At 68.8% G+C, this 25585-nt stretch carries 28 protein-coding genes and 1 tRNA gene; 17 read left to right on the top strand and 12 right to left on the bottom strand.

Annotated features, from left to right (window positions below; genetic code table 11):
* Position 1: 1 nt before the first annotated feature.
* From EDC29_RS07055 to EDC29_RS07040, 4 genes are all read right to left on the bottom strand, one after another.
* Positions 2–202, bottom strand: a complete 201-nt coding sequence (locus EDC29_RS07055; protein WP_123139343.1) for a CopZ family metallochaperone — start codon at positions 200–202, stop codon at positions 2–4.
* Between the two features lie 49 nt (positions 203–251).
* Positions 252–1241, bottom strand: a complete 990-nt coding sequence (glk, locus tag EDC29_RS07050) for a glucokinase (protein ID WP_132229135.1) — start codon at positions 1239–1241, stop codon at positions 252–254.
* Positions 1242–1370: 129 nt separating this feature from the next.
* Positions 1371–1673, bottom strand: coding sequence for a sulfur globule protein CV3 (locus EDC29_RS07045; RefSeq protein ID WP_326490970.1), 303 nt, complete (start codon positions 1671–1673; stop codon positions 1371–1373).
* A 236-nt stretch (positions 1674–1909) separates the two neighbouring features.
* Complete coding sequence (locus EDC29_RS07040) at positions 1910–3817, bottom strand: putative bifunctional diguanylate cyclase/phosphodiesterase (RefSeq protein ID WP_123139346.1); 1908 nt, start codon at positions 3815–3817, stop codon at positions 1910–1912.
* Between the two features lie 364 nt (positions 3818–4181).
* Here EDC29_RS07040 and EDC29_RS07035 point away from each other — a divergent pair, with 364 nt between their 5' ends.
* The 4 genes from EDC29_RS07035 (at position 4182) to EDC29_RS07020 (ending at position 8534) form a co-directional block, all read left to right on the top strand.
* Complete coding sequence (locus tag EDC29_RS07035) at positions 4182–4925, top strand: glutathione peroxidase (protein ID WP_123139347.1); 744 nt, start codon at positions 4182–4184, stop codon at positions 4923–4925.
* A 185-nt stretch (positions 4926–5110) separates the two neighbouring features.
* Positions 5111–6502 (top strand): glutathione-disulfide reductase, encoded by a 1392-nt coding sequence (gene gorA / locus EDC29_RS07030; protein ID WP_132229131.1) that lies wholly within the window; start codon positions 5111–5113, stop codon positions 6500–6502.
* Between the two features lie 148 nt (positions 6503–6650).
* A complete protein-coding gene (gene dusA / locus EDC29_RS07025; protein WP_123139349.1) occupies positions 6651–7640 on the top strand; it encodes a tRNA dihydrouridine(20/20a) synthase DusA in 990 nt (329 codons plus the stop codon).
* 15 nt (positions 7641–7655) lie between these two features.
* A complete protein-coding gene (locus tag EDC29_RS07020) occupies positions 7656–8534 on the top strand; it encodes an EamA family transporter (protein ID WP_123139350.1) in 879 nt (292 codons plus the stop codon).
* Positions 8535–8541: 7 nt separating this feature from the next.
* On the opposite strand, the gene EDC29_RS07015 is transcribed toward EDC29_RS07020, so the two are convergent.
* Positions 8542–10143: a bifunctional aminoglycoside phosphotransferase/ATP-binding protein gene (locus EDC29_RS07015; RefSeq protein WP_132229129.1), complete on the bottom strand. Its 1602-nt coding sequence runs from the start codon at positions 10141–10143 to the stop codon at positions 8542–8544.
* Between the two features lie 114 nt (positions 10144–10257).
* On the opposite strand from EDC29_RS07015, the gene EDC29_RS07010 reads away from it, so the two are divergent.
* A complete protein-coding gene (locus EDC29_RS07010; protein ID WP_123139352.1) occupies positions 10258–10458 on the top strand; it encodes a YgaP family membrane protein in 201 nt (66 codons plus the stop codon).
* Between the two features lie 39 nt (positions 10459–10497).
* On the opposite strand, the gene rimO is transcribed toward EDC29_RS07010, so the two are convergent.
* On the bottom strand, positions 10498–11802 hold the full coding sequence (gene rimO, locus EDC29_RS07005) for a 30S ribosomal protein S12 methylthiotransferase RimO (protein ID WP_200189299.1): 1305 nt from the start codon (positions 11800–11802) through the stop codon (positions 10498–10500).
* Between the two features lie 335 nt (positions 11803–12137).
* Between rimO and EDC29_RS17260 the strand changes: the two genes are divergently transcribed.
* The 5 genes from EDC29_RS17260 (at position 12138) to EDC29_RS06985 (ending at position 15741) form a co-directional block, all read left to right on the top strand.
* Complete coding sequence (locus tag EDC29_RS17260; RefSeq protein WP_165913451.1) at positions 12138–12275, top strand: hypothetical protein; 138 nt, start codon at positions 12138–12140, stop codon at positions 12273–12275.
* A gap of 94 nt (positions 12276–12369) precedes the next feature.
* Positions 12370–12852, top strand: a complete 483-nt coding sequence (locus tag EDC29_RS07000; RefSeq protein WP_123139354.1) for an FKBP-type peptidyl-prolyl cis-trans isomerase — start codon at positions 12370–12372, stop codon at positions 12850–12852.
* A gap of 95 nt (positions 12853–12947) precedes the next feature.
* A complete protein-coding gene (ispH, locus tag EDC29_RS06995; protein ID WP_123139355.1) occupies positions 12948–13895 on the top strand; it encodes a 4-hydroxy-3-methylbut-2-enyl diphosphate reductase in 948 nt (315 codons plus the stop codon).
* A 130-nt stretch (positions 13896–14025) separates the two neighbouring features.
* Positions 14026–15114, top strand: a complete 1089-nt coding sequence (gene thiO, locus EDC29_RS06990; RefSeq protein ID WP_132229127.1) for a glycine oxidase ThiO — start codon at positions 14026–14028, stop codon at positions 15112–15114.
* Positions 15115–15665: 551 nt separating this feature from the next.
* Positions 15666–15741, top strand: a tRNA-Thr gene (locus tag EDC29_RS06985).
* Between the two features lie 18 nt (positions 15742–15759).
* Here EDC29_RS06985 and EDC29_RS06980 read toward each other — a convergent pair.
* The 5 genes from EDC29_RS06980 to EDC29_RS06960 are packed head-to-tail and all read right to left on the bottom strand — an operon-like array spanning position 15760 to position 18741.
* On the bottom strand, positions 15760–16641 hold the full coding sequence (locus EDC29_RS06980; protein ID WP_242465990.1) for an ATP-binding protein: 882 nt from the start codon (positions 16639–16641) through the stop codon (positions 15760–15762).
* Positions 16638–17486, bottom strand: coding sequence for an ATP-binding protein (locus EDC29_RS06975; protein WP_123142846.1), 849 nt, complete (start codon positions 17484–17486; stop codon positions 16638–16640). Before EDC29_RS06975 ends, EDC29_RS06980 begins: the two co-directional genes overlap by 4 nt.
* A 3-nt stretch (positions 17487–17489) precedes the next feature.
* A complete protein-coding gene (locus EDC29_RS06970; protein ID WP_132229125.1) occupies positions 17490–17975 on the bottom strand; it encodes a NifB/NifX family molybdenum-iron cluster-binding protein in 486 nt (161 codons plus the stop codon).
* A gap of 23 nt (positions 17976–17998) precedes the next feature.
* Positions 17999–18367 carry a NifB/NifX family molybdenum-iron cluster-binding protein gene (locus tag EDC29_RS06965; protein WP_132229123.1) on the bottom strand — a complete coding sequence of 123 codons (369 nt, stop codon included), beginning with the start codon at positions 18365–18367 and terminating at the stop codon, positions 17999–18001.
* The gene (locus EDC29_RS06960) at positions 18367–18741 is read right to left on the bottom strand and encodes a DUF134 domain-containing protein (protein WP_132229122.1); all 375 of its coding nucleotides are present in this window, start codon (positions 18739–18741) and stop codon (positions 18367–18369) included. The genes EDC29_RS06965 and EDC29_RS06960 overlap by 1 nt, the downstream gene beginning before the upstream one ends.
* A gap of 240 nt (positions 18742–18981) precedes the next feature.
* Between EDC29_RS06960 and petA the strand changes: the two genes are divergently transcribed.
* The 7 genes from petA to EDC29_RS06920 all read left to right on the top strand — a co-directional run bounded on the left by petA (position 18982) and on the right by EDC29_RS06920 (position 24154).
* The gene (gene petA, locus EDC29_RS06955; RefSeq protein ID WP_123139362.1) at positions 18982–19575 is read left to right on the top strand and encodes a ubiquinol-cytochrome c reductase iron-sulfur subunit; all 594 of its coding nucleotides are present in this window, start codon (positions 18982–18984) and stop codon (positions 19573–19575) included.
* A 157-nt stretch (positions 19576–19732) separates the two neighbouring features.
* Entirely contained in the window at positions 19733–20719 is a 987-nt protein-coding gene (locus EDC29_RS06950; RefSeq protein WP_132229121.1) for a hypothetical protein, read from the top strand.
* 81 nt (positions 20720–20800) lie between these two features.
* Positions 20801–21355 (top strand): ankyrin repeat domain-containing protein, encoded by a 555-nt coding sequence (locus tag EDC29_RS06945; RefSeq protein ID WP_123139364.1) that lies wholly within the window; start codon positions 20801–20803, stop codon positions 21353–21355.
* A gap of 301 nt (positions 21356–21656) precedes the next feature.
* Positions 21657–22115, top strand: coding sequence for an SRPBCC family protein (locus EDC29_RS06940; RefSeq protein WP_123139365.1), 459 nt, complete (start codon positions 21657–21659; stop codon positions 22113–22115).
* Between the two features lie 51 nt (positions 22116–22166).
* Complete coding sequence (locus EDC29_RS06935) at positions 22167–22625, top strand: PAS domain-containing protein (protein ID WP_132229119.1); 459 nt, start codon at positions 22167–22169, stop codon at positions 22623–22625.
* A 318-nt stretch (positions 22626–22943) separates the two neighbouring features.
* On the top strand, positions 22944–23840 hold the full coding sequence (locus EDC29_RS06925) for a hypothetical protein (protein WP_123139367.1): 897 nt from the start codon (positions 22944–22946) through the stop codon (positions 23838–23840).
* On the top strand, positions 23837–24154 hold the full coding sequence (locus EDC29_RS06920; RefSeq protein ID WP_123139368.1) for a BolA family protein: 318 nt from the start codon (positions 23837–23839) through the stop codon (positions 24152–24154). Before EDC29_RS06925 ends, EDC29_RS06920 begins: the two co-directional genes overlap by 4 nt.
* Before the next feature lie 16 nt (positions 24155–24170).
* Here the strand turns inward: EDC29_RS06920 and EDC29_RS06915 are convergent, their stop codons facing one another.
* Positions 24171–25508 (bottom strand): alanine/glycine:cation symporter family protein, encoded by a 1338-nt coding sequence (locus EDC29_RS06915; RefSeq protein WP_123139369.1) that lies wholly within the window; start codon positions 25506–25508, stop codon positions 24171–24173.
* Positions 25509–25585 lie beyond the last annotated feature (77 nt).

Here is a 25585-nt window from a genome sequence, read left to right as displayed (position 1 = left end):
CTCAGCAGGGCTCGGCCTGGTAGCCGGCAGCCTCCACGGCGGCGATCAGGGTGGCGGACTCGACCGCGCCCTCCACCCGCGCGCGACCGGCCGCGAGGTCGATGCTCACCGACTCGACCCCGGCGACCGCGACCAGCGCCTCGCGGACGCGACGCTCGCAGTGCTGACAGCTCATCCCGGTGATCTTCAGTTGCTGGCTCAAAGGTTGTTCTCCTGTGACGCGCGCTCGCGGCGCGCACTCGTCGTTGACCTCACCCGGCTGCCACGACGGGCCGCCCGGGCGACTGATCATCCTGCCAGGCGCGCGCCGCACCGAGCAGCGCCACCTGCGGCTGCAGGATCACCCGCACCGGCATGCGCGTCATCAACCCGCGCATCCGCCCCTTGTCGAGAAAGCCATCGAGGAAGGCGCTGGCACGCAGCGCCTCGAGGTTGCGCGGGGCGATGCCGCCGCCGAGATAGACCCCGCCGAGCGCCATCTGCTTGAGCGCCAGGTCGCCGGCCTCGCGTCCATAGAGACGGAAGAACAGCGCCATCGTCTCGACACAGCGGGCATCGCCCTCGCGCGCGCCGACGGCGACCGCGGCCGGCTCGAGCACGGGTTGCGGTGACCGCCCGCCGGCGTACTCGCAACAGAAGGCGTGGAGGGCGCTGATGCCCATCCCGGAGACCAGCCGCTCCCAGCTCACCCGGGCGTGACGGCGCCGGAGGAATTCACGCAGCGCCCACTCACGGGCATCGGTCGCGGCGAACTCGGCGTGCCCGCCCTCGGTGGCGAAGGGATGATGGCGATGTCCGTCCCAGAACAGACCGGCCTCGCCGAGCCCGGTCCCGGCGGCGATCACGCAGCGGTTGCCGACGGCCCCGGGCTCACCCGGCTGGAGCTCGCAGACATCCTCCGGCGCCAGCGCCGCGATTCCCCAGGCCACCGCCTCGAGGTCGTTGAGCAACAACACTCGCGAGAGACCGAGCGCCCGCTCGAGGGCATCGGCGTCGATCTGCCAGGTCAGGTTGGTGACCTGGCTGCGGCGCCCCGACACCGGGCCGGCGATGGCGAACGCCGCACCGCTGCAGGAGACCGCGTGCGTGGCCAGATAATGGCGCACGATCGACTCGAGCCCCGCATGCTCGGCACTCGGATAGCGTTCGGGATGGTGCAGCACGAGACCACCGCCGGCGTCCGGCGCGGCGATGGCGAGCGCCGTCTTGGTGCCCCCGATGTCCCCCACCAGGATGCGCATGGCGCAGACCTCCACAGGGTGCGGACGGCGGCCTGGCGGGACCGCCGTCGGTGCGTGTGGCGGGGATGATAGCAGCCGCGCGGGCGACGATGACAGCGCCCCGCCGGCGGGCGGGGCGCACGGGCTGACTCAGTCGTTGCTGGCCGTCGGCTGGTTGGCGGCGGGGTCGCCGTAGTAGGGCTGACCGTAGACCGGCGCGCCCCAACCGTAGGGGGCACCCCAGGCGCCATAGGGGGCGTGATAGGGATAGCCGTAGCCATAGGGATGGTGATAGCCGTAATAAGGCGCGCCGCCATACCAGGGGCCACCCCAGGGACCGCCCCAGCCACCCGGGAACATCCCGAACGGCCCCCAGCCCCAGAAGGCGTTGGCGGACATGGAACCGAGCGCGGAGACACCCGCGACGGTGGCTGCAAGCATCAGTCGTTTCATGCGCGTCATCGCTCAACTCCCATAGATGATTCAGGGAAACGCCACCGGCCCCCGTCCCTGGGGCAGGCGGCGCGGTCGCGACAGGGAACCGCGACCCGTGGACCCGGCCCAGGCGTCATCCCTGGCCAAGGGCCGGAGGACGTCGCCTGAGGCCGTCCTCGGGGCTAGCCTAGGCCGCGCCCGAGACGACAGCGTTGACGTCAATCAATATTCGCTAATATTCAACTGCACGAGGATCAACGGCCATAGGTCTCGAGGATCTCGCGCGCCGAGACCGGCCGTCCGTAGAGAAATCCCTGCCCCGCCCGACAACCCTCGCGCGCCAGGAAGAGCACCTGGTCGTCGCACTCGATCCCCTCGGCGAGCACCTCCAGGCCCAGGGTCTTGCCGAGACCGATGATGGAGCGCACCGTGGTCTCGTCGGCCGAGTCACGACCGATGTCACCGACGAAGGAGCGATCAATCTTGAGCTGGTCGATCGGCAGTCGATGGATGCGCCCGAGCGAGGAGTAGCCGGTACCGAAGTCATCGACCGCGATGCCGACGCCGAGCGCACGCAGCGCATGCAGGTGCGCCAGCGCGCGCTCGGCCTGACGCATCAGCATCGCCTCGGTGACCTCCAGCTGCAACGCCCCGGGCGACAGCTGATAGCGCTGCAACACCCCCTCGACACGCTCGACGAAATGCGCCTGCTCGAGCTGCTGCAACACCAGATTGACGGCCATGCGCGGCACCTCCAGCCCGCTGTTGCGCCAGGCGGCGAGCTGGGCGCAGGCCGTCTCCAGCACCCAGTCGCCGACCTCGCCGAGCACGCCGATCTCCTCGGCCAGGGCGATGAAGCGCGCCGGCGGCAACAGCCCCTGACGGGAGTGGTGCCAGCGCAGCAGCGCCTCCACCCCGAGCAGGCGACCGCTGCCGAGATCGATCTGGGGTTGGAAATAGAGCACGAACTCGTGCCGGCGCAGCGCGCCGCGCAGCGCGTGCACCAGCTCGAGCTGCGCGACCACGCCGCCGGCCATGTCGGCATGGAAGAACTGGAAGTCGTTGCGCCCGCGCGACTTGGCCTCGTACATGGCGATGTCGGCGTGCCTGAGCAGGGTGTCCGGATCGGTGCCATCGACCGGATAGAGGCTGATGCCGATGCTGGCGCTGACCTGGAAGCGTTCCCTGCCGACCTGGAAGGGCGGGCCGAAGACCTGCAGCAACCGGTTGGCCACCCGTCCGGCGCGCCGCGCGCAGTCGGCGTCCTCGAGCAACACCACGAACTCGTCGCCGCCGACCCGCGCCAGGGTGTCGCTGTCGCGCAGCTGGCCTTGCATCCGCTCGGCCACCTCGCGCAGCAGCTCGTCGCCGGCGCCATGACCATAGCGGTCGTTGATGATCTTGAAGCGGTCGAGATCGACGAACAGCACCGCCATCACCCCATGATGACGGTGGGCGCGACTCACCCCCTGGGCGAGCCGGTCGTTGAGCAGGGTGCGATTGGGCAGGTGGGTGAGGGTGTCGTGATGGGCGAGGAACTCGAGCTTCTCCTCGGAGCGGCGCAGCGCATCCTGCTGGCGCAGCAGCTTGCTCAGATCGAGCACCGCGCAAACGAACTGCGACGGCTCGTCGGCGTCGACGGCCAGTCGCGCCATGTGCAGCTCGCCACCGAAGACATCACCGCCATCGGCGAGGAAGTGCACCCCCTCGACCACCTCGCCCTCGCTCTGTCGCGCCCGACTCAACGCCGAGGCCAGCCGCTCACGATCGAGCGGGATCACCAATCGCTGCAGGAAATGATGACGCAGATGCCGGTTGCCCAGCCCGAACAGCTGCTCGGCAAGCGCATTGGCATCGAGCACCAGACCGTTACCATCGACCACCAGCTGCGCCAGCGGCATTGCCGAGAACAGCGTGTTGTAACGCTGCGCCATGCGCTCGGAGGCGACCTGGGCCTCGCGCAGCTCGGCGTTCTGCACCTCGAGCTCAGCCTGATAGATGCGCAGCTCCTCGGTCAGCGTGGTGAGATCGATCTCACCCTGCCCGAGCAACCGACCGAGCCGGTCGAAATCGCCGCGCTCCAATGCCCGTCTGGCCTGTACATAGAGGTCTTGTGCCATCTCGTCCTGAGCGGGCACCTTCGGATCCTCGGAACCTGTCATTCTGGGGGACTCCTGCGTCCGTCGAGGAGGATCCGATCGTCGCACACTTGGCCGATCGCTTGGGCAGTCCCCTTGGTTCACAGGGGGAACTGCCGCATCCTAAGTGTGGGTGTGCGCCGAGCGTCGCCGGAACCGCAGCGGGTGAGCGGTGCTGTCTGGATGGCAACAGACACGATCAGGTGTGCGCCAGACCGAGCCGAACGATCGTCTCAGACAATCAGATCAATTTTTATTATCCATTTCACGCATCGGCCATCAGGACGTAATCTTAGCACCGTCGACACGCCATCCTCTTCGGGGGCGCGACGATCGCTCAAGAACTTTTGACCCAAATCCCACAGCGACAACCATGGAGAATCGACACATGTTGCAAGATCGCACCGGAAGCCGCGTTCCTCAGGTCACCTTCCACACCCGTAGCGGACACGAGTGGGTCGACCTGACCACCGACGAGATCTTTGCCGGTAAGACCGTGGTGGTGTTCTCGCTGCCGGGTGCCTTCACCCCCACCTGCTCCTCCTCGCACGTGCCGCGCTACAACCAGCTGGTACCGATGTTCAAGGAGCACGGGGTCGATACCGTGGCCTGCGTCTCGGTCAACGACACCTTCGTGATGAACGAGTGGCAGAAGACCCAGCACGCCGATGACCTGCTGTTCATCCCCGACGGCAACGGCGAGTTCACCGAGGGCATGGGGATGCTGGTCGAGAAGGACGATCTCGGCTTCGGCAAGCGCTCCTGGCGCTACTCGATGCTGGTACGCGACGGCGTGGTGGAGAAGATGTTCATCGAGCCCGAGGTCGAAGGCGACCCCTACGAGGTCTCCGACGCCGATACCATGCTCGCCCACCTCGCCCCGAACGCGCCCAAGCCGATGGACGTGAGCGTGTTCACCCGCGACGGCTGCCCGTTCTGCGTCAAGGCCAAGGAGGCCCTGCGCAACGCCGGCATCGACTTCGAGGAGCTGGTGCTCAACGAGGACTACACCGAGCAGACGCTGCGCGCCGTGGCCAACGCCCGTACCGTGCCGCAGGTGTTCGTCAACGGTGAGCTGATCGGTGGCTCGGAGGCGGTCGAGGGCTGGCTCAAGGAGCGCGCCAGCGCCTGATCCGGGAGCACGCCGGAGGACCACAGCTGCCGACGCCGGCCGGCGTCGGCAGATTCGAGGGGGTCGGGCAACCCATGGGTTACCGACCCCTTTGCTATGGACAGGACCGCTCTCGGACCACCCGCTGCGCCTCATCCGGGCCACGGGTATGATCCTCGGTCACAGCATTATCAGGAAGCAGAACCATGACCCAGCATTTCGACCTGATCGCGATCGGCGGTGGCAGCGGCGGCCTGGCGGTGGCCGAGAAGGCCGCCGCCTTCGGCAAGCGCGTCGCCCTGATCGAGTCCAAGGCGCTCGGCGGCACCTGCGTCAACGTCGGCTGCGTACCCAAGAAGGTGATGTGGTACGCCTCGCACCTCGCCGAGGCGGTGCGCGACGCCCCCGGCTTCGGCGTCCAGGCCAGCGGCGGCGAGCTCGACTGGCCCAAGCTGGTGGCCGGGCGCGATCGCTACATCAGTGCCATCAACAGCTTCTGGGACGGCTATGTCGAGCGCCTCGGCATCACCCGGATCGATGGCCACGCCCGCTTCGTCGACGCCCACACCATCGAGGTCGAGGGTCAGCGTCTCAGCGCCGATCACATCGTCATCGCCACCGGCGGGCGCCCGATCGTGCCGCGTCTGCCCGGCGCCGAGCACGGCATCACCTCCGACGGCTTCTTCGCCCTGCAGCAACAACCCAAGCGCGTGGCCATCATCGGTGCCGGCTATATCGGCATCGAGCTGGCCGGGCTGCTGCGCAGCTTCGGCTCCGAGGTCACCGTGGTGGCGCTCGAGGACCGGTTGCTGTTCCAGTTCGACCCCCTGCTCAGCGCCACCCTGGCCGAGAACATGCACGCCCAGGGCATCGAGACCCATCTCGAGTTCGCCGTCGCCGCACTCGAGCGCGACGCCCAGGGCACCACCCTGGTGGCCCAGGACGGCACCCGGCTCGAGGGCTTCGACAGCGTGATCTGGGCCGTCGGGCGCGCGCCCAACACCCGCGACCTCGGGCTCGAGACCGCCGGCATCGAGGTCCAACCCAACGGCATGGTGCCCACCGACGCCTATCAGAACACCAATGTCCCCGGCGTCTACGCGCTCGGCGACATCACCGGACGCGACCAGCTCACCCCGGTGGCGATCGCCGCCGGGCGCCGCCTCGCCGAGCGCCTGTTCGACGGCCAGAGCGAGCGCAAGCTCGACTACGACAACATCCCCACCGTGGTCTTCGCCCACCCGCCGTTGTCCAAGGTCGGGCTGAGTGAGCCGGAGGCGCGCGAGCGCCTCGGTGACGTGCTCACCGTCTACGAGACCAGCTTCACCCCGATGCGCTACGCGCTCAACGAGCACGGCGCCAAGACCGCGATGAAGCTGGTCTGTGCCGGTCCCGAGCAGCGCGTGGTCGGTGTCCACGTCATCGGCGACGGCGCCGACGAGATGCTCCAGGGCTTCGCCGTGGCGGTGAAGATGGGCGCGACCAAGGCCGACTTCGACAACACCGTCGCCATCCACCCCGGTAGCGCCGAGGAGCTGGTCACCCTCAAGGAGCCGGTGCGCCGCCCCGGCGACCCGCTCCCCGAGGGCGCGGCCTGAGGCTGCCCGCCCGCCGCCCGGCGGGCGGGCCTCGCCGCGAGCGCGCCGATGATGGAAAAAATCGGCCCGGTCGCGGACAATCCCCGCTCGAGATCAACGACCCGGCCACGCCTCCGCCGGCGTCCCCAGCCCGAGCCCGACCCGCGCCATGCCTGCACCGCTAGACCGTCGTCTGTCCATCGCCCCGATGTTGGACTGGACCGATCGCCACTGCCGTTATTTCCTCCGGCTGATCAGCCGTCACACCCTGCTCTACACCGAGATGGTGACCACCGGCGCGCTGCTCCACGGCGACCGCGAGCGCTTCCTGCGCTTCGATCCGAGCGAGCATCCGGTGGCGCTGCAGCTCGGCGGCTCCGATCCCGCCGACATGGCCACCTGCGCCCGACTCGGCGCCGAGTACGGCTACGACGAGATCAACATCAACGTCGGCTGCCCCTCCGACCGGGTGCAGAACGGGCGCTTCGGTGCCTGTCTGATGGCCGAGCCCGGGGTGGTGGCCGACTGCGTGCGGGCGATGAAGGACGCGGTGGCGGTCCCGGTGACGGTCAAGAGCCGCATCGGCATCGACGATCGCGACAGCTACGGCGAGCTGGTCGACTTCGTCGGCGCCCAGGTCGAGGCCGGCTGCGACGCGCTGATCGTGCACGCGCGCAAGGCCTGGCTCTCCGGGCTGAGCCCGAAGGAGAACCGCGACATCCCGCCGCTGCGCTACGACGTGGTGCTGCAGCTCAAGCGCGACTTCCCCGCGCTCTCGATCAGCCTCAACGGCGGGGTGCAGGACCTCGACCAGGCCTGCGCCCTGCTCGAGACCCTCGATGGGGTGATGATCGGTCGTGAGGCCTACCACAACCCCTGGATCCTCGCCGCGGCCGACGCGCGCATCTTCGCCGACCCGACCCCGCCGCCGACCCGCCACCAGGTCATCGAGCGGATGCTGCCCTATATCCAGCGCGAGCTCGACGCCGGGGTGCCGCTGACCGCGATCAGCCGTCACCTGCTCGGACTCTTCCAGGGCCGTCCCGGCGCGCGCGTCTGGCGCCGCTGGATCAGCGAGCACGCCCATCTCCCCGGCGCCGGCTGCGAGGTGCTGACCGAGGCGCTGCCGCGGCGCATGCAACCCGCCGCCGCCGACTGATCCGGCGCCGCGGCCATGGACTGGGTGAGCCTGTCGCTGCTCTGCGCCCTCGCCCTGGCCAGCGCCGATGCCGCCACCAAGGCCTGGCTCGGCGCGCTCTCGGCCGCCGAGCTGGCGCTGGTGCGCCTCACCCTGAGCGGCGTGCTGCTCGCCCCGCTGCTCGCCGACCTGCCGCCGCTCGCCACCCTCGCGCCCGCCTTCTGGGGCTGGCTGGCGGCACTGGTGCCGCTGGAGATCGCGGCGATGCTGCTCTACATGCGCGCCATCCGCGACCACCCGCTCTCGCTCACCCTGCCCTATCTCGCCTTCACCCCGGTGTTCGTGCTGCTGGTCGCCTGGCTGCTGCTCGACGAGACGGTGAGCGCGCGCGGCGCCTTTGGGGTGGTGCTGGTGGTGGCCGGGGCCTGGCTGCTCAACGTCGGCCATGCCCGGGCGCGCGACTGGCGCAGCTGGCTGCGCCCGCTCGGCGCCATCCTCGAGCAGCGCGGCGCGCGGCTGATGCTCGCGGTGGCGGCGATCTACGCCCTCACCGCCACCCTCGGCAAGGGCGCGATGCAGTATCTGCCGCCGGCGCAGTTCGGCGCCTTCTACTTCGCCCTGCTCGGGGTCGTCGCACTGCTGGTGCTGGCGCTGCCGCGCCCGCGCCGGCTGCTCGCGCTGGCGCGCCATCCCTGGGCGGTGCTGGCGGTCGCGGCGCTGAGCGCGGTGATGGTCTACACCCACTTCCTCGCCATCGCCGCGACCGAGGTCGCCTACATGATCGCGCTCAAGCGCACCAGCCTGCTCTTCGGCATGCTCTACGGCGCGCTCTGCTTCGGCGAGCGCGGGCTGCGTGCGCGCCTGCCCGCCGGCGTGCTGATGCTCGCCGGCGCGGCGCTGGTGCTGCAGGGATGAGACGGACTCAGTGGGGCGGCTCGGCAAGGTCGCAGGACTGGGCTTGTCCGGCGAACACGGTCTCGAGCTGCTCGCTCACCCGCTCGATGGCGGGGTCGGCGCTGGTGTCGACGCGCACCAGCCGGTCGCACTCCTCGCCCTGCGGCGGCTCGCAGCGCGCATGCTGGCGCTCGAGCACCGCGAGCGTCGCCTCGGAGGCGTCGTTACCGGCGGCCAGACGCCGGGTGACGCGCTCGCGCAGCACCGCCAGCGGCGCCTCCAGCGCGAGGATGGCGAACCCGGCGTGATGACGGCGCGCCAGCGCAGCGAAACCGACGCGCCGCTGGTGCGCGGTGAAGGTGGCATCGACCAGCACGTCGTGACCACTGGCGAGGATGGTCTCGGCCAGGTGCAGCAGCCGCTCGTAGGTCCAATCGGTGGCCGAGGGGAAATAGATCCCGCCATCGACCCCGGTATTGGTGCGCGCCTGCGCCTCGAGCCCGAACAGTCGCTTGCGCTCGACGTCCGAGCGCAGATGGACGAAGGGCAGCCGCTCGCAGAGCGCGCTGGCCATGTGGCTCTTGCCCGAGCCCGACAGCCCGCAGGCGATCAGCAGCCGCGGCCGTCTCGCCCGGGTATAGCCCTCGGCCAGCGCCAGATAGCGCGCGCACGCATCCCAGGCGGCGGCGCGCTCAGGCGCCGCCAGCCCCGTCTGACCGGCGCGGATCGCGCCGACCTTGGCGCGCACCATCGCCCGATAGCACTGATAGAGACGCAGCAGTGCCAGCAACCCGTAGTCACCGCCGCGCTCCAGATAGCCGTTGAGCAGACGCTGCGCCAACCCCGGCTCACCGGCGGCCTCCAGGTCCATGACCAGGAAGGCGAGCTCGCTGGCGGTGTCGATCCAGCGCAGCTCGGGGGCGAAGTCGATACCGTCGAAGATCTGCGGCTCGCCGTCGATCAACGCGATGTTGCCGCGATGCATGTCGCCGTGACACTCGCGAATCCAGCCCTCGGCGCGACGCTGCTCGAGCAGCGGACGCAGCACCCGCCAGCGTGCCCGGGTCCAGTCCTCGATGCGTTGGAGACGCCTCAGCAGCGCCGGCGCCTCGACCCGCGCCCGGATCTGCTCGACGTTCTCGATCATCGGCGCGAGCACCATGTCGGGCGCCCCCCAGGGGGCATCGGGCGCGGCGGCCGGGATGGCGGCGTGGAAATCGGCCAAGCGCTCGGCGAGCCGGTCAATCAGGGGACCGTCGAGGGGGCGGTGCGCGAGCAACGCCGACTGCGCGAAACGGCGCATCCGTACCGCGTACTCCAACGCCGCGCCCGCGGCGCCGATGCGCGGGTGCGCGGCCTCGCCGCCGATCGCCACCACGTCGAGATAGATCGTCGGCGCGAGCCGGCTGTTGAGGCGAATCTCCTCCTCACAGCAGTGACGACGCAACGCCAGGGTGGAGCAGTCGAGAAAGCCAAGATCGAGCGGCTTCTTGAGCTTGTAGGCGAAGTCGCCGGCGAGCAGCACGTGGGAGATATGGGTTTCGATGTGCTCGATCCGATCGACCGGATGGGGATAGGCCTCGGGGCGCTGCAGCGCCGCGATCAGCCGGGGGAACTCACTGGCATCCATGACACCACCTCCAAGACAGCCGACGGTCTCGGTGACTGCCCGATCTTGAATCAAGTATAAGCATTGGTTAATACTCCGCCGCTTACACCCATCGCAACCGAAACGGAAGCACCCATGTCCATCGAACGTATCGTCTTCGCCGTCGCCGGCGCCTTTGTGCTGCTCTCGGCCATCCTCGCGGCCACCGTCAGCATCCACTTCCTGTGGTTCACCGGCTTCGTCGGCGCCAACCTGCTGCAGTCGGCCTTCACCGGCTTCTGCCCGCTGGCCATCATCCTCAAGAAGCTCGGCAAGACCCCCGGCCCGGCCTTCTGATCGGCCGCCGGGCGGCACCCCGCCGCCCGGCGCCAAGGCTCATGCCGGATCGACCGGCTGGGCCCACAGGTCGTGATCGCCCGAGGCGGTGATCTCGACCTCGATGAAGTCGCCGGGGTCGATCTCCCAGGCCCCCGGCACCAGCACGTTGCCGTCGATCTCGGGCGCATCGCCATAGCTGCGCGCCACCACCTCGTCTTCGTGCACCTCGTCAACCAGCACCGTCATGCGCTCGCCGACCCGCGCGGCGAGCTTGTCGCGGCTGATCTCGGCCTGGACCTCCATGAAGCGCTCGCGGCGCTCCTCGCGCTCTTCGGCAGGCACCGCATCGGCCAGATCGTTGGCCGCCGCGCCGTCCACCGGCGAGTAGGGGAAGCAGCCGACGCGGTCGAGCCGCGCCTCGCGGAGGAAGTCCAGCAGCGACTCGAACTCGGCCTCGGTCTCACCGGGGAAGCCGACGATGAAGGTGCTGCGCAGCACCAGCTCGGGACATTGCGCGCGCCAGCGTGCGAGACGCTCGAGCACCCGCTCGGTGGCCGCCGGACGGCGCATCGCGCGCAGCACCCGGGTGTTGCCGTGCTGCAGCGGCATGTCGAGATAGGGCAGGATCAGCCCCTCGGCCATCAACGGGATCAGCTCGTCGACCTGGGGATAGGGGTAGACGTAGTGCAGTCGCGTCCACGCCGGCAACTGGCCGAGCTCGCGCGCCAGGGTGGTGATGTCGGTACGCAGCGGTCGCCCGCCGTGGAAGCCCGGCGCGTACTTGAGGTCGCGGCCATAGGCGCTGGTGTCCTGGGCGACCACCAGCAGTTCGCGCACCCCGGCCTCGACCAGCCGTTCGGCCTCGCCGAGCACCTCACCGAGACCACGACTGACCAGGTCGCCGCGCAGGCTGGGGATGATGCAGAAGGTGCAGCGATGGTCGCAGCCCTCGGAGATCTTGAGATAGGCGTAGTGACGCGGGGTGAGCCGCACGCCTTGGGGCGGCACCAGACTGGTGAAGGGGTCGTGCGGGGCAGGCAGCGCCTCGTGCACCACCGCCATCACCTCCTCGAGCGCGTGCGGTCCGGTGATCGCCAGCACCTCGGGATAGGCGGCGCGGATGCGTTCGGCGCGGGCGCCGAGACAGCCGGTGACCACGACCCGGCCGTTCTCTTCCAGGGCCTCGCCGATCACCTCCAGCGACTCGCGCTCGGCGGCGTCGATGAAGGCGCAGGTGTTGATGACCACCAGCTCGGCGTCGTCATAGTCGTGCACCACCCGATAGCCCTCGGCGCGCAGCCGGGTGAGGATGAGTTCGGAGTCGACCGTGGCCTTGGGGCAGCCGAGGCTGACGAAGCCCACGGTGGGCACGGCGGCGGATGGGGATGAGATGTCCAAATGAAGCTCGCTGATCTGGTTGCGGTTGGGGACTGGCGGGCATTATCGCCCAGCCGAGACCGGGCGCACGTCATCGCGGCGACGCGTCGTGCTTGATCGTCCCCTGTATATCGGTAACGATAGCGGCGTTTGCCATCTAACGCGACGGCATCACGGGACACGCTTGAAGAGACGTGACACGGCCAGGACTCCGAGGCGGGATCGATACTGGCAGCGATCGCCCCCGCGCGCGCCAATGGCGCGGCGCGAACACGGACAGGCCGGCGCCCGGGCGCATGGCAACAGGAGGGTCGAGACAGATGAAGCACTGCAAACTCTGCAAGTTCAGCGCACTCTGCAACGACCTGCCCGGCGTCTGCGTCCTGATCCCGTACGTCGCGATCGCGGTCGTCGCGACCTCGCTCGGTTACCTCTTCGTGACCCAGGAGCTGTTGTAGCGGCGCCCACCCTATCCGTAGCGGGGGCGGGAGACGTCGAGCCCTTGCGGGCCATCCGGTCCCGCCCTCGCCGTTGCAATGGACCCACTGCACCATGGTCATCAACGACACCCTGTCCACGCCCGCCGAGACCGTCAGCGAGCCACCGCTCGCGGTCGCCGCGGGACGACGCATCGCCTTTCACCTCCAGGTCCGCTTCCCGGACGGTTTCGTCGCCTTTTCCACCTTCAAGGAAGAACCGATTCGTTGCACCGTCGGCGACGGCACCCTGACCCCGGCACTGGAGACGGCCATCGACGGACTGCTCGCCGGCAGCGAGACCGAGTTCGCCGGCGACGGCTCCGAGCTGTTCGCCACCTACGACGAGAACAATGTCTTCTGGCTCGAACGCAGCGAATTCCCGCCCGAGCTCCAGCCCGAGCCGGGCAAGGTCATCGCCTTCGAGACCCCGGCCGGCCAGGAGACCAGCGGCATGGTGCTGGAGACCGAGGGCGAGCGGGTGCGGGTCGACTTCAACCACCCCTTCGCCGGACGCGCGTTACAGCTGCGCATCGCCATTCTCTCCGTCGAGACCTGAACCCGGGCGCGGCCGGCGCCACCGGCCGCGCGCAATAACCCCGAACACCACCCGCTGTTTTCAATCCCCGCCGACCGCCTATCCTGTTCCGAGCCATGACTATCCTGCTAGCCAATCCCCGCGGTTTCTGTGCCGGCGTCGATCGCGCCATCGCCATCGTCGAGCGCGTCCTCGAACGCTACGGTGCGCCCATTTATGTCCGTCACGAGGTGGTGCACAACCGCTTCGTCGTCGAGGGACTGCGCGCGCGCGGCGCCATCTTCGTCGAGGACCTCGACGAGGTGCCGGACGACGCCACCCTGGTGTTCAGCGCCCACGGCGTGCCCCAAGCGGTACGGCGCGAGGCCGAGGCGCGCGGGCTGCGGGTGTTCGATGCCACCTGCCCGCTGGTCACCAAGGTCCACCTCGAGGTCACCCGGCACTGTCGCAACGGCATCGAGACCGTGCTCATCGGCCATCGCGGTCATCCCGAGGTCGACGGCACCCTCGGCCAGTGCGACCCCGAGGGCGCCCCGGTGCACCTGGTCGAACGTCCCGAGGACGTCGCCGGACTCGAGATCGCCGATCCCGAGCGCATCGCCTACGTCACCCAGACCACGCTGTCGATGGACGACACCACCACCATCGTCGCGGCACTGCGCGAGCGCTTCCCGGCCATCCAGGGACCGAAGAAGAGCGATATCTGCTACGCCACCCAGAACCGCCAGGACGCGGTCAAGACCCTGGCCGAGAGCTGCGAGCTGCTGCTGGTGGTCGGCTCGCCCAACAGCTCCAACTCCAACCGGCTGCGTGAACTGGCCGAAAAGCGCGGCTGCAGCGCCTATCTGATCGACGGCCCCGAGGACATCGAGCGCGGCTGGCTCGAGGGCATCTCGCGCATCGGCCTCACCGCCGGCGCATCGGCCCCCGAGGTCCTCGTCGAGCGGGTCATCGCCCAGCTGCGCGACTGGGGCGTGGAGCAGGTCGAGGAACAGCCCGGCATCCGCGAGCAGGTGGTGTTCGCGCTGCCGCGCGAGCTGACCAGGGAGCCGGCCGAGGACTGAACCCCGCCCCTCGCGCTTGCACCTCGACCGACCGAACCGCACCTAATGAGGCTGGAGGCGGCCAGACAGGCCGCCCCGGTCCCTGAGCGAGACGGCCCGGCGCCCGCCAGGCCGCGAGGAGAGGAGTTGCATGAGCGAGATCCTGGTCATCGGTGGCGGCGTCATCGGGTTGCTGACCGCGCGCGAGTTGGCGCGCGCCGGTGTCGACACCACCCTGGTCGAGATGGGCAAGACCGGCCAGCAGTCGTCCTGGGCCGGCGGCGGCATCCTCTCCCCACTCTACCCCTGGCGCTATCCCGACGCGGTCGGGCGGCTGGCCGCCTGGAGCCAGCGGGTCTATCCGGCGCTGGCCACCGAACTGCTCGACGAGACCGGGATCGACCCCGAGCTCACCGTCAACGGCATGCTGGTGCTCGACACCGAGGAGCGCCAGCGCGCACTCGACTGGGCCGCGCGCCACGACACCGCCATCGAGGTGCTCGACGCCCGCCAGCTCCACGCCAGCGAGCCCGAGCTCGGCCCCCGTCCCGAGCAGGCGCTGCTGCTCCCGGGCATCGGCCAGGTGCGCAACCCGCGCCTGACCCGCGCGCTGCGCCGCGCCATCGAGCGCAAGGTGACGCTGCGCGAGCAGGAGGAGGTGCTGGAGCTGCTGATCGAGGGCGGGCGCGCGGTCGGGGTGCGCACCCCCAAGGGCGAGATCCGCGCCGAGCGCGTCATCATCTGCGCCGGCGCCTGGACCGCCAAGCTGCTCGAACAGCTCGGCAACAGCCCCGAGATCCAGCCGGTGCGCGGCCAGATGATCCTCTTCTACGCCCACCCCGGCCAGGTCCATCACATCACCCTGCACCGCGAGCGCTACATCATCCCCCGGCGCGACGGTCGCATCCTCTTCGGCTCGACCCTGGAGCAGGCCGGCTTCGTCAAGCGCACCACCGCCGAGGCCAAGGAGGAGCTCTATCGCGCCGCCGTCGAACTCTACCCGCTGCTCAAGCGCACCCCGATCGAGGACCACTGGTCCGGACTGCGACCCGGCTCGCCCAGCGGCATCCCCTATATCGGCGCCTACCTCGGCATCGACGGGCTCTATTTCAACGCCGGCCACTACCGCAACGGCCTGGTCACCGGCCCGGCCTCGGCCCGCCTGCTCACCGACCTGGTGCTCGAGCGCGACCCCATCCTCGACGCCGCGCCCTATGCGCTCGACGCCGCGCGGGACTGATCGAGGGCGATCAGCCGCCAGCCGCCAGCCGCCAGCCGCCGGGGATGATGAACCGTGAAGATACCGTCTTGCCTGTCAATCGACGATCATGCAACACCTGCCTCCCCGACTGGAGGCTGGAAGCTGATCGCTGGAAGCTGGTTCGAACCGCAAAGACACAAAGCACGCAAAGGGGAGAAAAGCCTTCAGCGACCAGCCTCCAGCCCGTCGGTTGGGTTGCTCATGCACTACCTGATCGACGAATCGCCGGGATGCCAGGACGGGCAACCCAACATCGTCATCAGGCGGCAGCCAGCGGATCGAACCGCAAGGCCGCAAAGAACACGGAGAGAAGAAAGGCTTCCTACGATCAGCCTCCGGCAAGAAGAACAGGCTTATCTCGTACCGCCAAGGTTGACTGCAAACCGACACTGGAGGCTGCTTGCTGAAGGCTGGTCGCTTTCTTCACGTCCTTGGCGGCTTCGCGGTTCAATCTTCCGGCGGCTGGAGGCTTTCCCCAGACAGGGATTGATGTCCGGCGGAAAGCTGGCTAGAATTCTCGAGCTTGAGTAGCCGATGTAGCTCAGTTGGTAGAGCAACGCATTCGTAATGCGTGGGTCAGCGGTTCGAATCCGCTCATCGGCTCCATCTCCCCAAGCGCCCGTCTCAGTCCACCCCCAGGCGCGTTTTCACCCGTTCCCACAGCTCGATCACCGCACTCGATGCGGCACCGCCGTCGTACTCGGCGAGGCTCTTGCGCGCGACCAAGGCGCGGGCGACCACGGGGTCGAAGGGCAGTTCACCGATCACCTCGATGTCGCGCGCACCACACCACTCCCGGATCGTCACACCGTTCTCCAGGTTGAGATCGGCCTTGTTGATGCAGACGACCAAGGGGATGGCGAAGTGGACGCAGAGTTCGGCGACGCGTTGCAGGTCGTGCAGCCCGGAGAGGGTCGGCTCGGTGACGGCGAGCACCAGATCGACACCGGTGATGGCGGCACTCACCGGACAGCCGATCCCGGGCGGGCCGTCGTTGAGGATCAGCGTCGCGCCCTCGGCCTCGGCCTGACGTCGCGCCTCGCGCCGCACCAGGGTGACGAGCTTGCCGGAGTTGTCCTCACCGACGCCGAGCTGGGCGTGGACCAGGGTGCCGTGACGGCTGTCGGAGACCATCCAGCGACCGTTCGGACGGGTCTCCAGGACGATCGCCTCCTCGGGACAGACCCGCGCGCACAGCCCGCAGTGCTCGCAGGCGAAGGGGTTGATGCGATAGCCCGCGTCGAAGTCGAGCTCGATCGCCTCGAACCGGCACCAGGCGGCGCAGTCCCCGCACTCGGCGCACAACTCGGGGTCGATCCGTGGTGTCGCGCCGCCGACGAAGTCGCCGCCGGTCCGTTCACGCGGGTCGAGCAGCAGGTGCATATCGGCGGCGTCGACGTCACAGTCGGCCACCACCTTGTGCTGAGCCAGGGTGGCGAAGGCGGCGCTCACCGTGGTCTTGCCGGTGCCGCCCTTGCCGCTGATGATGGTGAGTTCCTTCATCATGACGGGAGCATCCCCTCGATCTGTGCATAGAGCTGTTGGAAGCGCGCGCGCCACTCGGGCGCGGTACGCACCCAGGGCTCGCCACGCGCGTAGGCCTCGGCGAGCGCGCGGGTGAAGGGGATCTCGAGCAGCACCGGGATCGACTCGGCGCGACAGTACTCCGCCACGCCCTGATCGCCGATGTCGCAGCGGTTGATCACCACTCCACAGGGCACCCCAAGCGCCCTCGCCACCGCGACGGCGAGGCCCAGGTCGTGCAGCCCCGAGGGGGTGGGCTCGGTGACCAGCAGACAGAAGTCGACCCCATCGAGGGTCTCGACCATCGGGCAGGCGGTGCCCGGCGGGGCATCGAGGATGGTCGCGAGCCCCGGCTCCAGACGCCGCTTGAGCGCCTTGATCACCGGCACCGCCGAGCGCTCGCCGATGGCGAGTTCACCCTGGAGCACCGGCAGGGTGTCGGCCTGACCGGCGGCGATCTCGCCGATCGGGCGCTCGACCTCGCCGAGCGCGCCCTCGACACGGCAGACGTAGTCGCAGGCACCGCAACCGTGGCAGAGCTCGTCGAACACCATCAGCTCGTCGGGCGTGAGCGCCAGGGCGTTGAAGGCACAGGCCTCGACACAGTCGCCGCACAGGGTACAGCGCCCGGGGTCGATGCGCGGGACGCGCACCCCGACCGGCTCACGCCGGTCGAAGTGCGGGCGCAGGAACAGGTGCCCGTTGGGCGCCTCGACGTCGCAGTCGGCGTATTGCACGCGCTCGAGCGCCAGCGCCAGATTGGTCGCCACCGTAGTCTTGCCGGTGCCGCCCTTGCCGCTGGCCACGGCGATGGTCAGCGCCCGCATCGCTCAGCCCCGACCGCGACCGTTGCCCAGCCCGCGACCAACGCCCATGCCGCGCCCGGCACCGGCACCGGCACCGGCACCGGCACCACGACCATGTGCCATGCCACGACCACCACCGCAGCGCGCAATGCCGTCGCAGGGTTCGCGGCCTGCCACGGCGGCGGCGAGCGCCATGCCCTGCCCGGCATGGCGCTCGACGGCCTCGGCCACGGTGCCGGAGACACCCTCGACGACCCGCACCCCGGCGCGCTCGAGCACCATCGCCGCCTTGGGGCCACAGCGGCCAGTGATCAGCAGCTCGGCGCGCTGGCCGGCGATCCACTGCGCGGTGCGGGTGCCGGCGCCACCGTTGGTCTCGAGGAAGGGGTTGGGCATGCTCTGGAAGTCACCGCTCTCGGTATCGACCACGGCGAAATAGGCGCAGCGTCCGAGTCGGGCGTCGACCGGGGCGTCCTGACCCTGGCCGGCTGCGGAGATCACGATCTTCATGGGGCAATTCCTCGTTGTTCGATTCAGTGGGCGTGGTCGTGGGCGCATTGGGAGACGCCGTTCAGTTCACCGGCGAGATAGGCGTTGAGGGTCTCGCCGACGCCGGGACGGGCGCCGGTGACCACCTCGATGCCATTGCGCGCGAACAGCTCGATGGCCTTGGCGCCCATACCGCCGGCGAGCACCACATCGGCGCCGAGCGACTGGATGTAGGTCGGCAGCTGCCCCGGCTGATGGGCGTCGGCGAAGGGGTTGGCCAACACCTCGGCGCCGACGAGCCGGTCGGTGTCATCGAGCTGGGCAACCACGAAATGGCTGCAATGGCCGAAGTGCATCGACATCTCGCCGGCCAGTCCGAGCGCATCGTTGGCGGTCATCACGATCTTTTTCATCAGGTCTCATCTCTCTGTCCGGCACAACCGGGCACCGAACGGGGGTGGTCGTTGTCAGAGTGTTGGATACCTTGCGGCGGCTCTTCCCCGTGCTCCGGGATCTGGATCACCAGCCGCTGTCCGGTGAGCAGTGCGCCAGTGACCTTGGCGCGGGCCCGGGCGATGGTGCGCGACAGGGTGGTGCGCGAGATCCCCATGCGCCGGGCGCTCTCCTCCTGGTAGAGCCCCTCGAGATCGCACAACCGCAGCGCCTCCATCTCGTCGGCGCGCAACATCACCGTCTCCAGGGTGTGACCGTGGCGGCCACAGGGCTTGAAACAGATCCGCCCGGGATCGAGTCCGATCCGGCGGACGCGTCGTCTTCGACCGGGCACAGTGCCTCCGCTTGGCTGTCTCGGGTAGGTTCGAGGATGCATTCAAACGCACATATGTGCGTTTTGCATTGACAAATATCAGGGTGTTTTAGTCAAGAAAGGCGAGACACTGGGATTCATCGTTAAGAGATTCTTTTTCGCAACGACACGCATCCCGAGCGGACGCCGGGCGATCACGGTTGCCCCGAGCGCCACCCGACATCCATGCAGGGATACGCATCACACAAGGAGCCTTGAATCATGAGCGCTACAGCGGTCAACAAGACACGGCGTCGCCTGCTGGTCGCAGCGACCAGCGCGGTCGGCGCCGTCGGTGCCGGCTTCGCCCTCGTACCCTTCGTCGCCTCGATGAACCCGAGCGCGCGCGCCCGTGCCGCAGGCGCGCCGGTCGAGGCCGATATCAGCAAGATCGAGCCCGGCGCGCTGCTGCGCGTCAAGTGGCGCGGCAAACCGGTGTGGGTGGTGCATCGCACACCGAAGATGCTCGAGATGCTGGCGAGCAACGACCCCAAGCTGGTCGACCCCGCCTCCGAGGTGCCGCAGCAGCCCGAGTACTGCCAGAACCCGACCCGCTCGATCAAGCCCGAGTATCTGGTCGCCATCGGCATCTGCACCCACCTCGGCTGCTCGCCGACCTACCGCCCCGAGTTCGCCCCCGAAGACCTCGGCGCGGACTGGAAGGGCGGCTTCTTCTGCCCCTGCCACGGCTCGCGCTTCGATCTCGCCGCGCGCGTCTTCAAGGGCGTGCCGGCCCCGACCAACCTGGTCATTCCCAAGCACACCTATCTCAACGACACCACCCTGCTGATCGGCGAGGACGGCAGCGCCGCCTGACCCCTCCCCCGCTCGACAGCGCCAGACGCTTGGCGTAGATTTCCGCCCCTGGGTCGGACACGCGACCGCCGGTCCTGTGTCCGACCTGCCCGTCGCCCCACCCCCAATCAGGCGACCGCCTCTTCCCCGTCATCCAGAACCGACAAGAGGACTCGGCGTGAACCGACGTCTGGCTGCCCATCTCCCCCTGTTCATGCTCGCCGCCTGGCTGCTCGGCGGCTGCGCGAGCGGCCCCGACACCCGACCCCAGTCGCTGATCCCGGCCAACCTCTCGAGCCTGCCCCAGATCCAGCTCGCGGCGAGCGAGCGCGACCAGGTGCGATCGCTGGCGATGGGCGCGGCCCGCAGCAAGGGCTGGCGGATCACCCAGAGCGACCCCGAACGACTGCTGCTCGAGCGCCCCGTCACGCCCGACTCGACGCTCGCCCGTGTCCTCGACCTGCCCCCGGGGCAGTTGCCGACCGACACCAGACTCGAGGTCGCCAGCTATTTCATCGACGAGGGGACTGCCGTGCGGGTCGCCTCGGCCGCCGCCCTGATCCGCCCACGCACCGATCAGCCCGAGCCGGAACGACGCGACGTCACCAGCCGCTTGCAGCCGCTGCTGACCCAGTCGCTCGCCGCGCTCGAACGGGCCTGGCAGACCCATCACCAGCGACTCGCCGAGGCCGCCCCGCCGCTGCCGCCGCAACCCGCCCCGAGCACCGACGGCGAGGCGACTCCGGCAGGGACGCTGGCGGCCATCCCCGCCGCGCCCATCGAGGGCAGCGAGACCACACAGCGCCAACCGCTGACTGCAGCGACACAGACCGACAACCCGGCGAACGCCTCGCGAGACGTGCGCCCTCAGCAGGGACCGGCCCCGGTGATCGACGCCACACCGATGCTCCGTGAGGCACCGCCGCTCGCGCCCGAGCCGCCGCAGGCGCAGACCCAGATGCTCAGCCTCACCCCGCAGCAGCGTGACGTCACCTGGGCGGCCTATGCCGAGCAATATGCGAGATTGCGCGGTTGCGTGTTGACCGACGAGGGCGCGGTGCTGATCGACAACCGCTCCGATGGCGAGATCCACAAGGTCCCCTGCGAGGGCACCGACAGCATCCTGGTGCAGTGTCACGACGGCCTCTGTCGCGGACTGCTGTAACGGCGCCAGATTGCGGATTCGCATTGTCGCGGGACGTCAGGCCGGGTGAATAATAACCAATCATTCAACTCGGAAAACGCCATGACTCCCGCACGCATTCTCCTTCTCGTCACCCTGCTGCTCGCCGCCCTCACCGGCTGCGGCGGTCCGGACGACCAGGGGGCGGGCGACCCCGCCCTGCTCGAGTTCGCCGAACAGGGCGATCTCGGCGCGCTCGATGGACTGCTCTCGCGCACCGGACGCCCCGACGTGCGCGACAGCTGTGACTGGACCCCGCTGATGAAGGCCGCGCTCAACGGTCACACCGCCGTGGTCGAGCGCCTGCTCGCCGCCGGCGCCACCGTCGACGCCGAGGACAAGGGCGGCTACACCGCGATGATGCTCGCCGCCTCCAACAACCACGCCGAGATCGTCGAGATGCTGTTGCAGCAGGGCGCGATGATCGACCACCAGGAGCAGACCAAGGGCTGGACCGCGCTGATCTGGGCCACCACCCAGGGCCGCACCGCCGCCGTCGAGACCCTGCTGAAACACGGCGCCGATCGCACCCTCAAGGACTTCGAAGGCAACACCGCCGCCGACTGGGCACGCCTCAACGACAAGCCCGAGATCCTCGCACTGCTGCAGGCGGGTTGATCGCAGCCAGCAGCCAGCAGCCAGCAGCCAGCAGCCAGCAGCCAGCAGCCAGCAGCCAGCAGCCGAAAGCATAGCGCCATCCCTACTGGTGGCTGGAAGCTGATGACTGGTGGCTGGAAGCTGATGACTGGTGGCTGGAAGCTGATGACTGGTGACTGGTGACTGGCACCCGCCCCCTGGAATTCCCCCCACCCCGCCGCCAGATAGACCAGCGGGCCGTTTCGGGCCCGATCGCGCATGCCCGTCCAGCGTCCGCCCGCGCACGGACGCGCCGACTCCAGCCACACGGCAGCCGATACCCATGGTCAGAACACAAGCGAGCACGCACATCGCCCGCCCGCCGGATCAGGTCTTCGCCTTCGTCGCCCTCGACTTCTTCAGCAATTACCAGCGCTGGTCGCCCGAGGTGGTCTCGCTCGAAGCGCTCTCGCCCGGTCCGATCCGGCTGGGCAGCCGCGGCCGACAGGTACGGGTCGATCACGGTCGCCGCACCGAGGCGACCTTCGAGGTCTGCGTCTTCGAGCAGGACCGTCGCATCGACTTCCAGGGACTCAGCGCCCCGATCTACATCAGCTACCGCTTCGAGCCGAGCGCCGACGGCACCCGCCTGACCTTCGTCTTCGAACTGTCGCGGCTCGAGCTGTTCATGCGTCCCTTCGAGAAGCTGATCCGCGCCGCCATCCAGGAAGGCGGCGAGCGCGTCGTCGGCAACATCAGGGGGCTGCTCGAACAGGCCCCGACAGCCGTATCGCAGCACTGAGGCAAACACCCGGCGAGGCACGATCCATCAATCTTGTAGCGAGGTCACCACATGGAATTCGTCGTCGACAAAGATGCGGGGGTGATCCCCTTCGTGCTCTCGCAGATCCTCGACACCTGCGTCAACGGTATCACCCTCTCCGACCCCGACCAGGACGACAACCCCATCGTCTATGCCAACACCGCCTTCGAGTTGATCACCGGCTACAGCCGCGAGGAGATCCTCGGACGTAACTGTCGCTTCCTTCAGGGCGAGGACCACGATCAGGAAGGGGTGGCGCAGATCCGCGAGGCGATGGTCGGCAACCACCCGGTGACCGTCACCCTGCGCAACTACCGCAAGGACGGCAGCCGCTTCTACAACCGCTTCACCATCCGCCCGCTGTTCGACCGCGAGGGGCGGCTGATCTACTACCTCGGCATCCAGCACGACGTCACCAACCAGGTCGAGGCCGAGGCCGAGGTCGCGCGCCTCAACGCCCTGCTTGCCAAGACGGACGCCGGCGGCTAGGTTGGGCGCCGCCAGCCGCCAGCCGCCAGCCGCCAGCCGCCAGCCGCCAGCCGCCAGCCGCCAGCCGCCAGCATGGATTGAACCGCGAAGGCACGAAGGACGCAAAGCAAGCGAACGGTCTGCAGATCCGCAGACCGGGCAAGTCGCAGTCTCCCCGACTGGAGGCTGGAGGCTGGAGGCTGGAGGCTGGAGGCTGATCGCTGGTCGCTGGTCGCTGGTCGCTGGAGGCTGATAGCTGGTCGCTGATATCTCGGCGGCTCAAATGCCCGACGGCTGGAAGGCTGGCTCCCGCCGCGACCAAGCGGCTATCATCCGTACATGTCCAGTCTGCGCGAACGCATGGCCGAGCACGGGTTCGAGTCGAACGACGACTACGAATTCGAGATCCGCTGTCTGCTCGAGAGCAGGCCGCGCGGGCTGCGCGCGCTCAATGTCGCCGGCGACGGTGGCCGACGCAAGAGCGCCTTCGCCAACGCCCTGGCCCGGGCACTGGGGATGGACCAGATCGTCTATCACGACTTCACCGACGCCCATCCTCCCCAGCCCGAGGTGATCCTGCCACCGAGCCGCGACGAACTCGGTCGCGAGGAACCGCCGATCGCGCCCCTGGACCTTGCCGTCAGCGAGGCCTGCGCGCAGAGCGAGGGTGAACCGACGGTGCTCATCCTCGACCAGCTCCAGGCCGCCGACTTCCGCGAACACATCCGCATCCATCGCTTGGTGCGCGAGTGCCGTTGGCAGGTACGCGACGCCCCCTACGACGCCAACCGGCATCATCTGCTGGTGTTCCTGATCTCGGAGCAGGCGCTCTATCACGCCCTGCACAAGGAGAGCTACCGGGTCTGGGTCGGACGCGACACCACGCTGCGCGACTGGGATCCGCGCGAGTTCGGGCTCGATACTCGTGCCCGGGGGCTGTTCACCGCGCTCGCCGAGCTGTTCCATACCCTCGGTCAGGCGCCCACCCGCAGCGAACTCGAACACCTCATCGAGGACCTGCGCCACCAGATCCACACCCGCGAGCACCTGCGCCGCGCGCTCTATGGCCGGGTCGAGGGCATCGACCACGCCGCGCTCGCCGATCCGCGTCACGACCCCGCGCTCGATCAGGTCCTGGCGACCATGCAACAGTCACTGCGCTGGACCGAGCACATCGAGATCACCGGCGGCGCAGCGCCGCCGATCCAATCGAACCAAGGGAGAGATGAGCAATGAACCGACGGACCCGCATCGAGCGCCGCATCCGCGAGGCATTCGACCCCATGCACCTCGACGTGGTCGACGAGAGCTACATGCACGCCGTCGCCCCCGACGCCGAGTCGCACTTCAAGCTGCTGGTGGTCAGCGAGGGCTTCTCCGGACAGCCGCTGATCGAGCGTCACCGAGCCATCAACAGCCTGCTCGCCGACGAGTTCGAGCAGGGCCTGCACGCACTCAGTCAGCACACCTGGACCCCGGAGGAATGGCACGAGAAGGGCGGCGCCGCACCGCAGTCGCCGCCCTGCCAGGGCGGCTCCGGCGCCGCCTGACCCCGGGAGCCCGACCTCAGGCGCGGGCGAAGTGCTCGCGCGTCAGCCGGAACACCACCGGGCTGAGCAGCACCAGCGCCAGCAGGTTGGGCAGCGCCATCATCGCGTTGAGGGTGTCGGCCACCAGCCACACGAACTCCAGCTTGACCATCGCGCCGACCGGGATCGCCGCCACCCACACCAACCGGAACGGCAGGATCGCGCGCACCCCGAACAGATACTCGACACAACGCTCGCCATAGACGCTCCAGCCGAGGATGGTGGTAAAGGCGAACAGCGCCAGACCCAGCGCCACCACATAACCGCCGACTCCGGGCAGACCGGCGCCGAAGGCCGCGGTCGAGAGGCTGGCGCCGGTCTCACCACTGGTCCAGGCGCCGGTGACCATGATCACCAGCCCGGTGATGGTGCAGATGATCAGGGTGTCGATGAAGGTGCCGAGCATGGCGATGGTGCCCTGCTGCACGGGGTTGTCGTTCTTCGCCGCGGCGTGCGCGATCGGCGCGCTGCCGAGCCCGGCCTCGTTGGAAAAGACGCCGCGTGCCACCCCCATCTGGATGCCCATCATCACGGTCGCGCCGGCGAACCCGCCGACCGCGGCGGTGGGCGAGAAGGCATACTCGACGATCTGCACCACCGCACCGGGCAGCGCCTCGGCATTGAGCCCGAGCACCACCAGCCCGCCGAGCACATAGGCGATCGCCATGAAGGGCACCAGCTTGCCGGCGACCTGGGCGATCCAGCGGATACCGCCGATCAGCACCAGCCCGACCAACAGCGCCATCACCCCGCCGACCCAGGCCTTGGGCAGCGCGAACTTGGAGTTGAGCGCGTCGGCCACCGAGTTGGCCTGCACCATGTTGCCGATACCGAACCCGGCCATGGCACCAAACACGGCAAAGGCCGCGCCCAGCCACAACCAGCGCCGCCCGAGACCGTTCTTGATGTAGTACATCGGACCGCCGACATGGTTGCCCTTGGCGTCGACCTCGCGGTACTTCACCGCCAGCACGCCCTCGGCATACTTGGTCGCCATGCCCACCAGTGCGGTGCACCACATCCAGAACAGCGCCCCGGGACCGCCGATCGCGATCGCCGTGCCGACACCGGCGATGTTGCCGGTCCCGACGGTTGCCGACAGCGAGGTCATCAGCGCGTTGAACGGGGTGATGTCCCCCTCGCCACGCCCACGCCGTCCCGACCACAGCATGCGAAAGCCGTAGCCGAGCCGGAGCCAGGGCATCAGCCGCAGGCCGAGCAGCAGGAACAGCCCGGTGCCGAGGATCAACACCAGCATCGGCGGCCCCCAGACCCAGCCGTTGAGCACCCCGATCCATGTCGTCATGGATTCCATCCACACCTCCTCTCGAATCAAAGCCTTCAGGACGAGCGGGCACTATACAGCGCCCGCCCCTGTTGATTACAACGCCG

Origin of the sequence: Marichromatium gracile (genome assembly GCF_004343155.1) — a bacterium.
Classification (GTDB): Bacteria; Pseudomonadota; Gammaproteobacteria; order Chromatiales; family Chromatiaceae; genus Marichromatium; species Marichromatium gracile.
The sequence above is the reverse complement of the archived record's forward strand: the minus strand, read 5'-3'. Positions and strand labels throughout refer to the sequence as shown.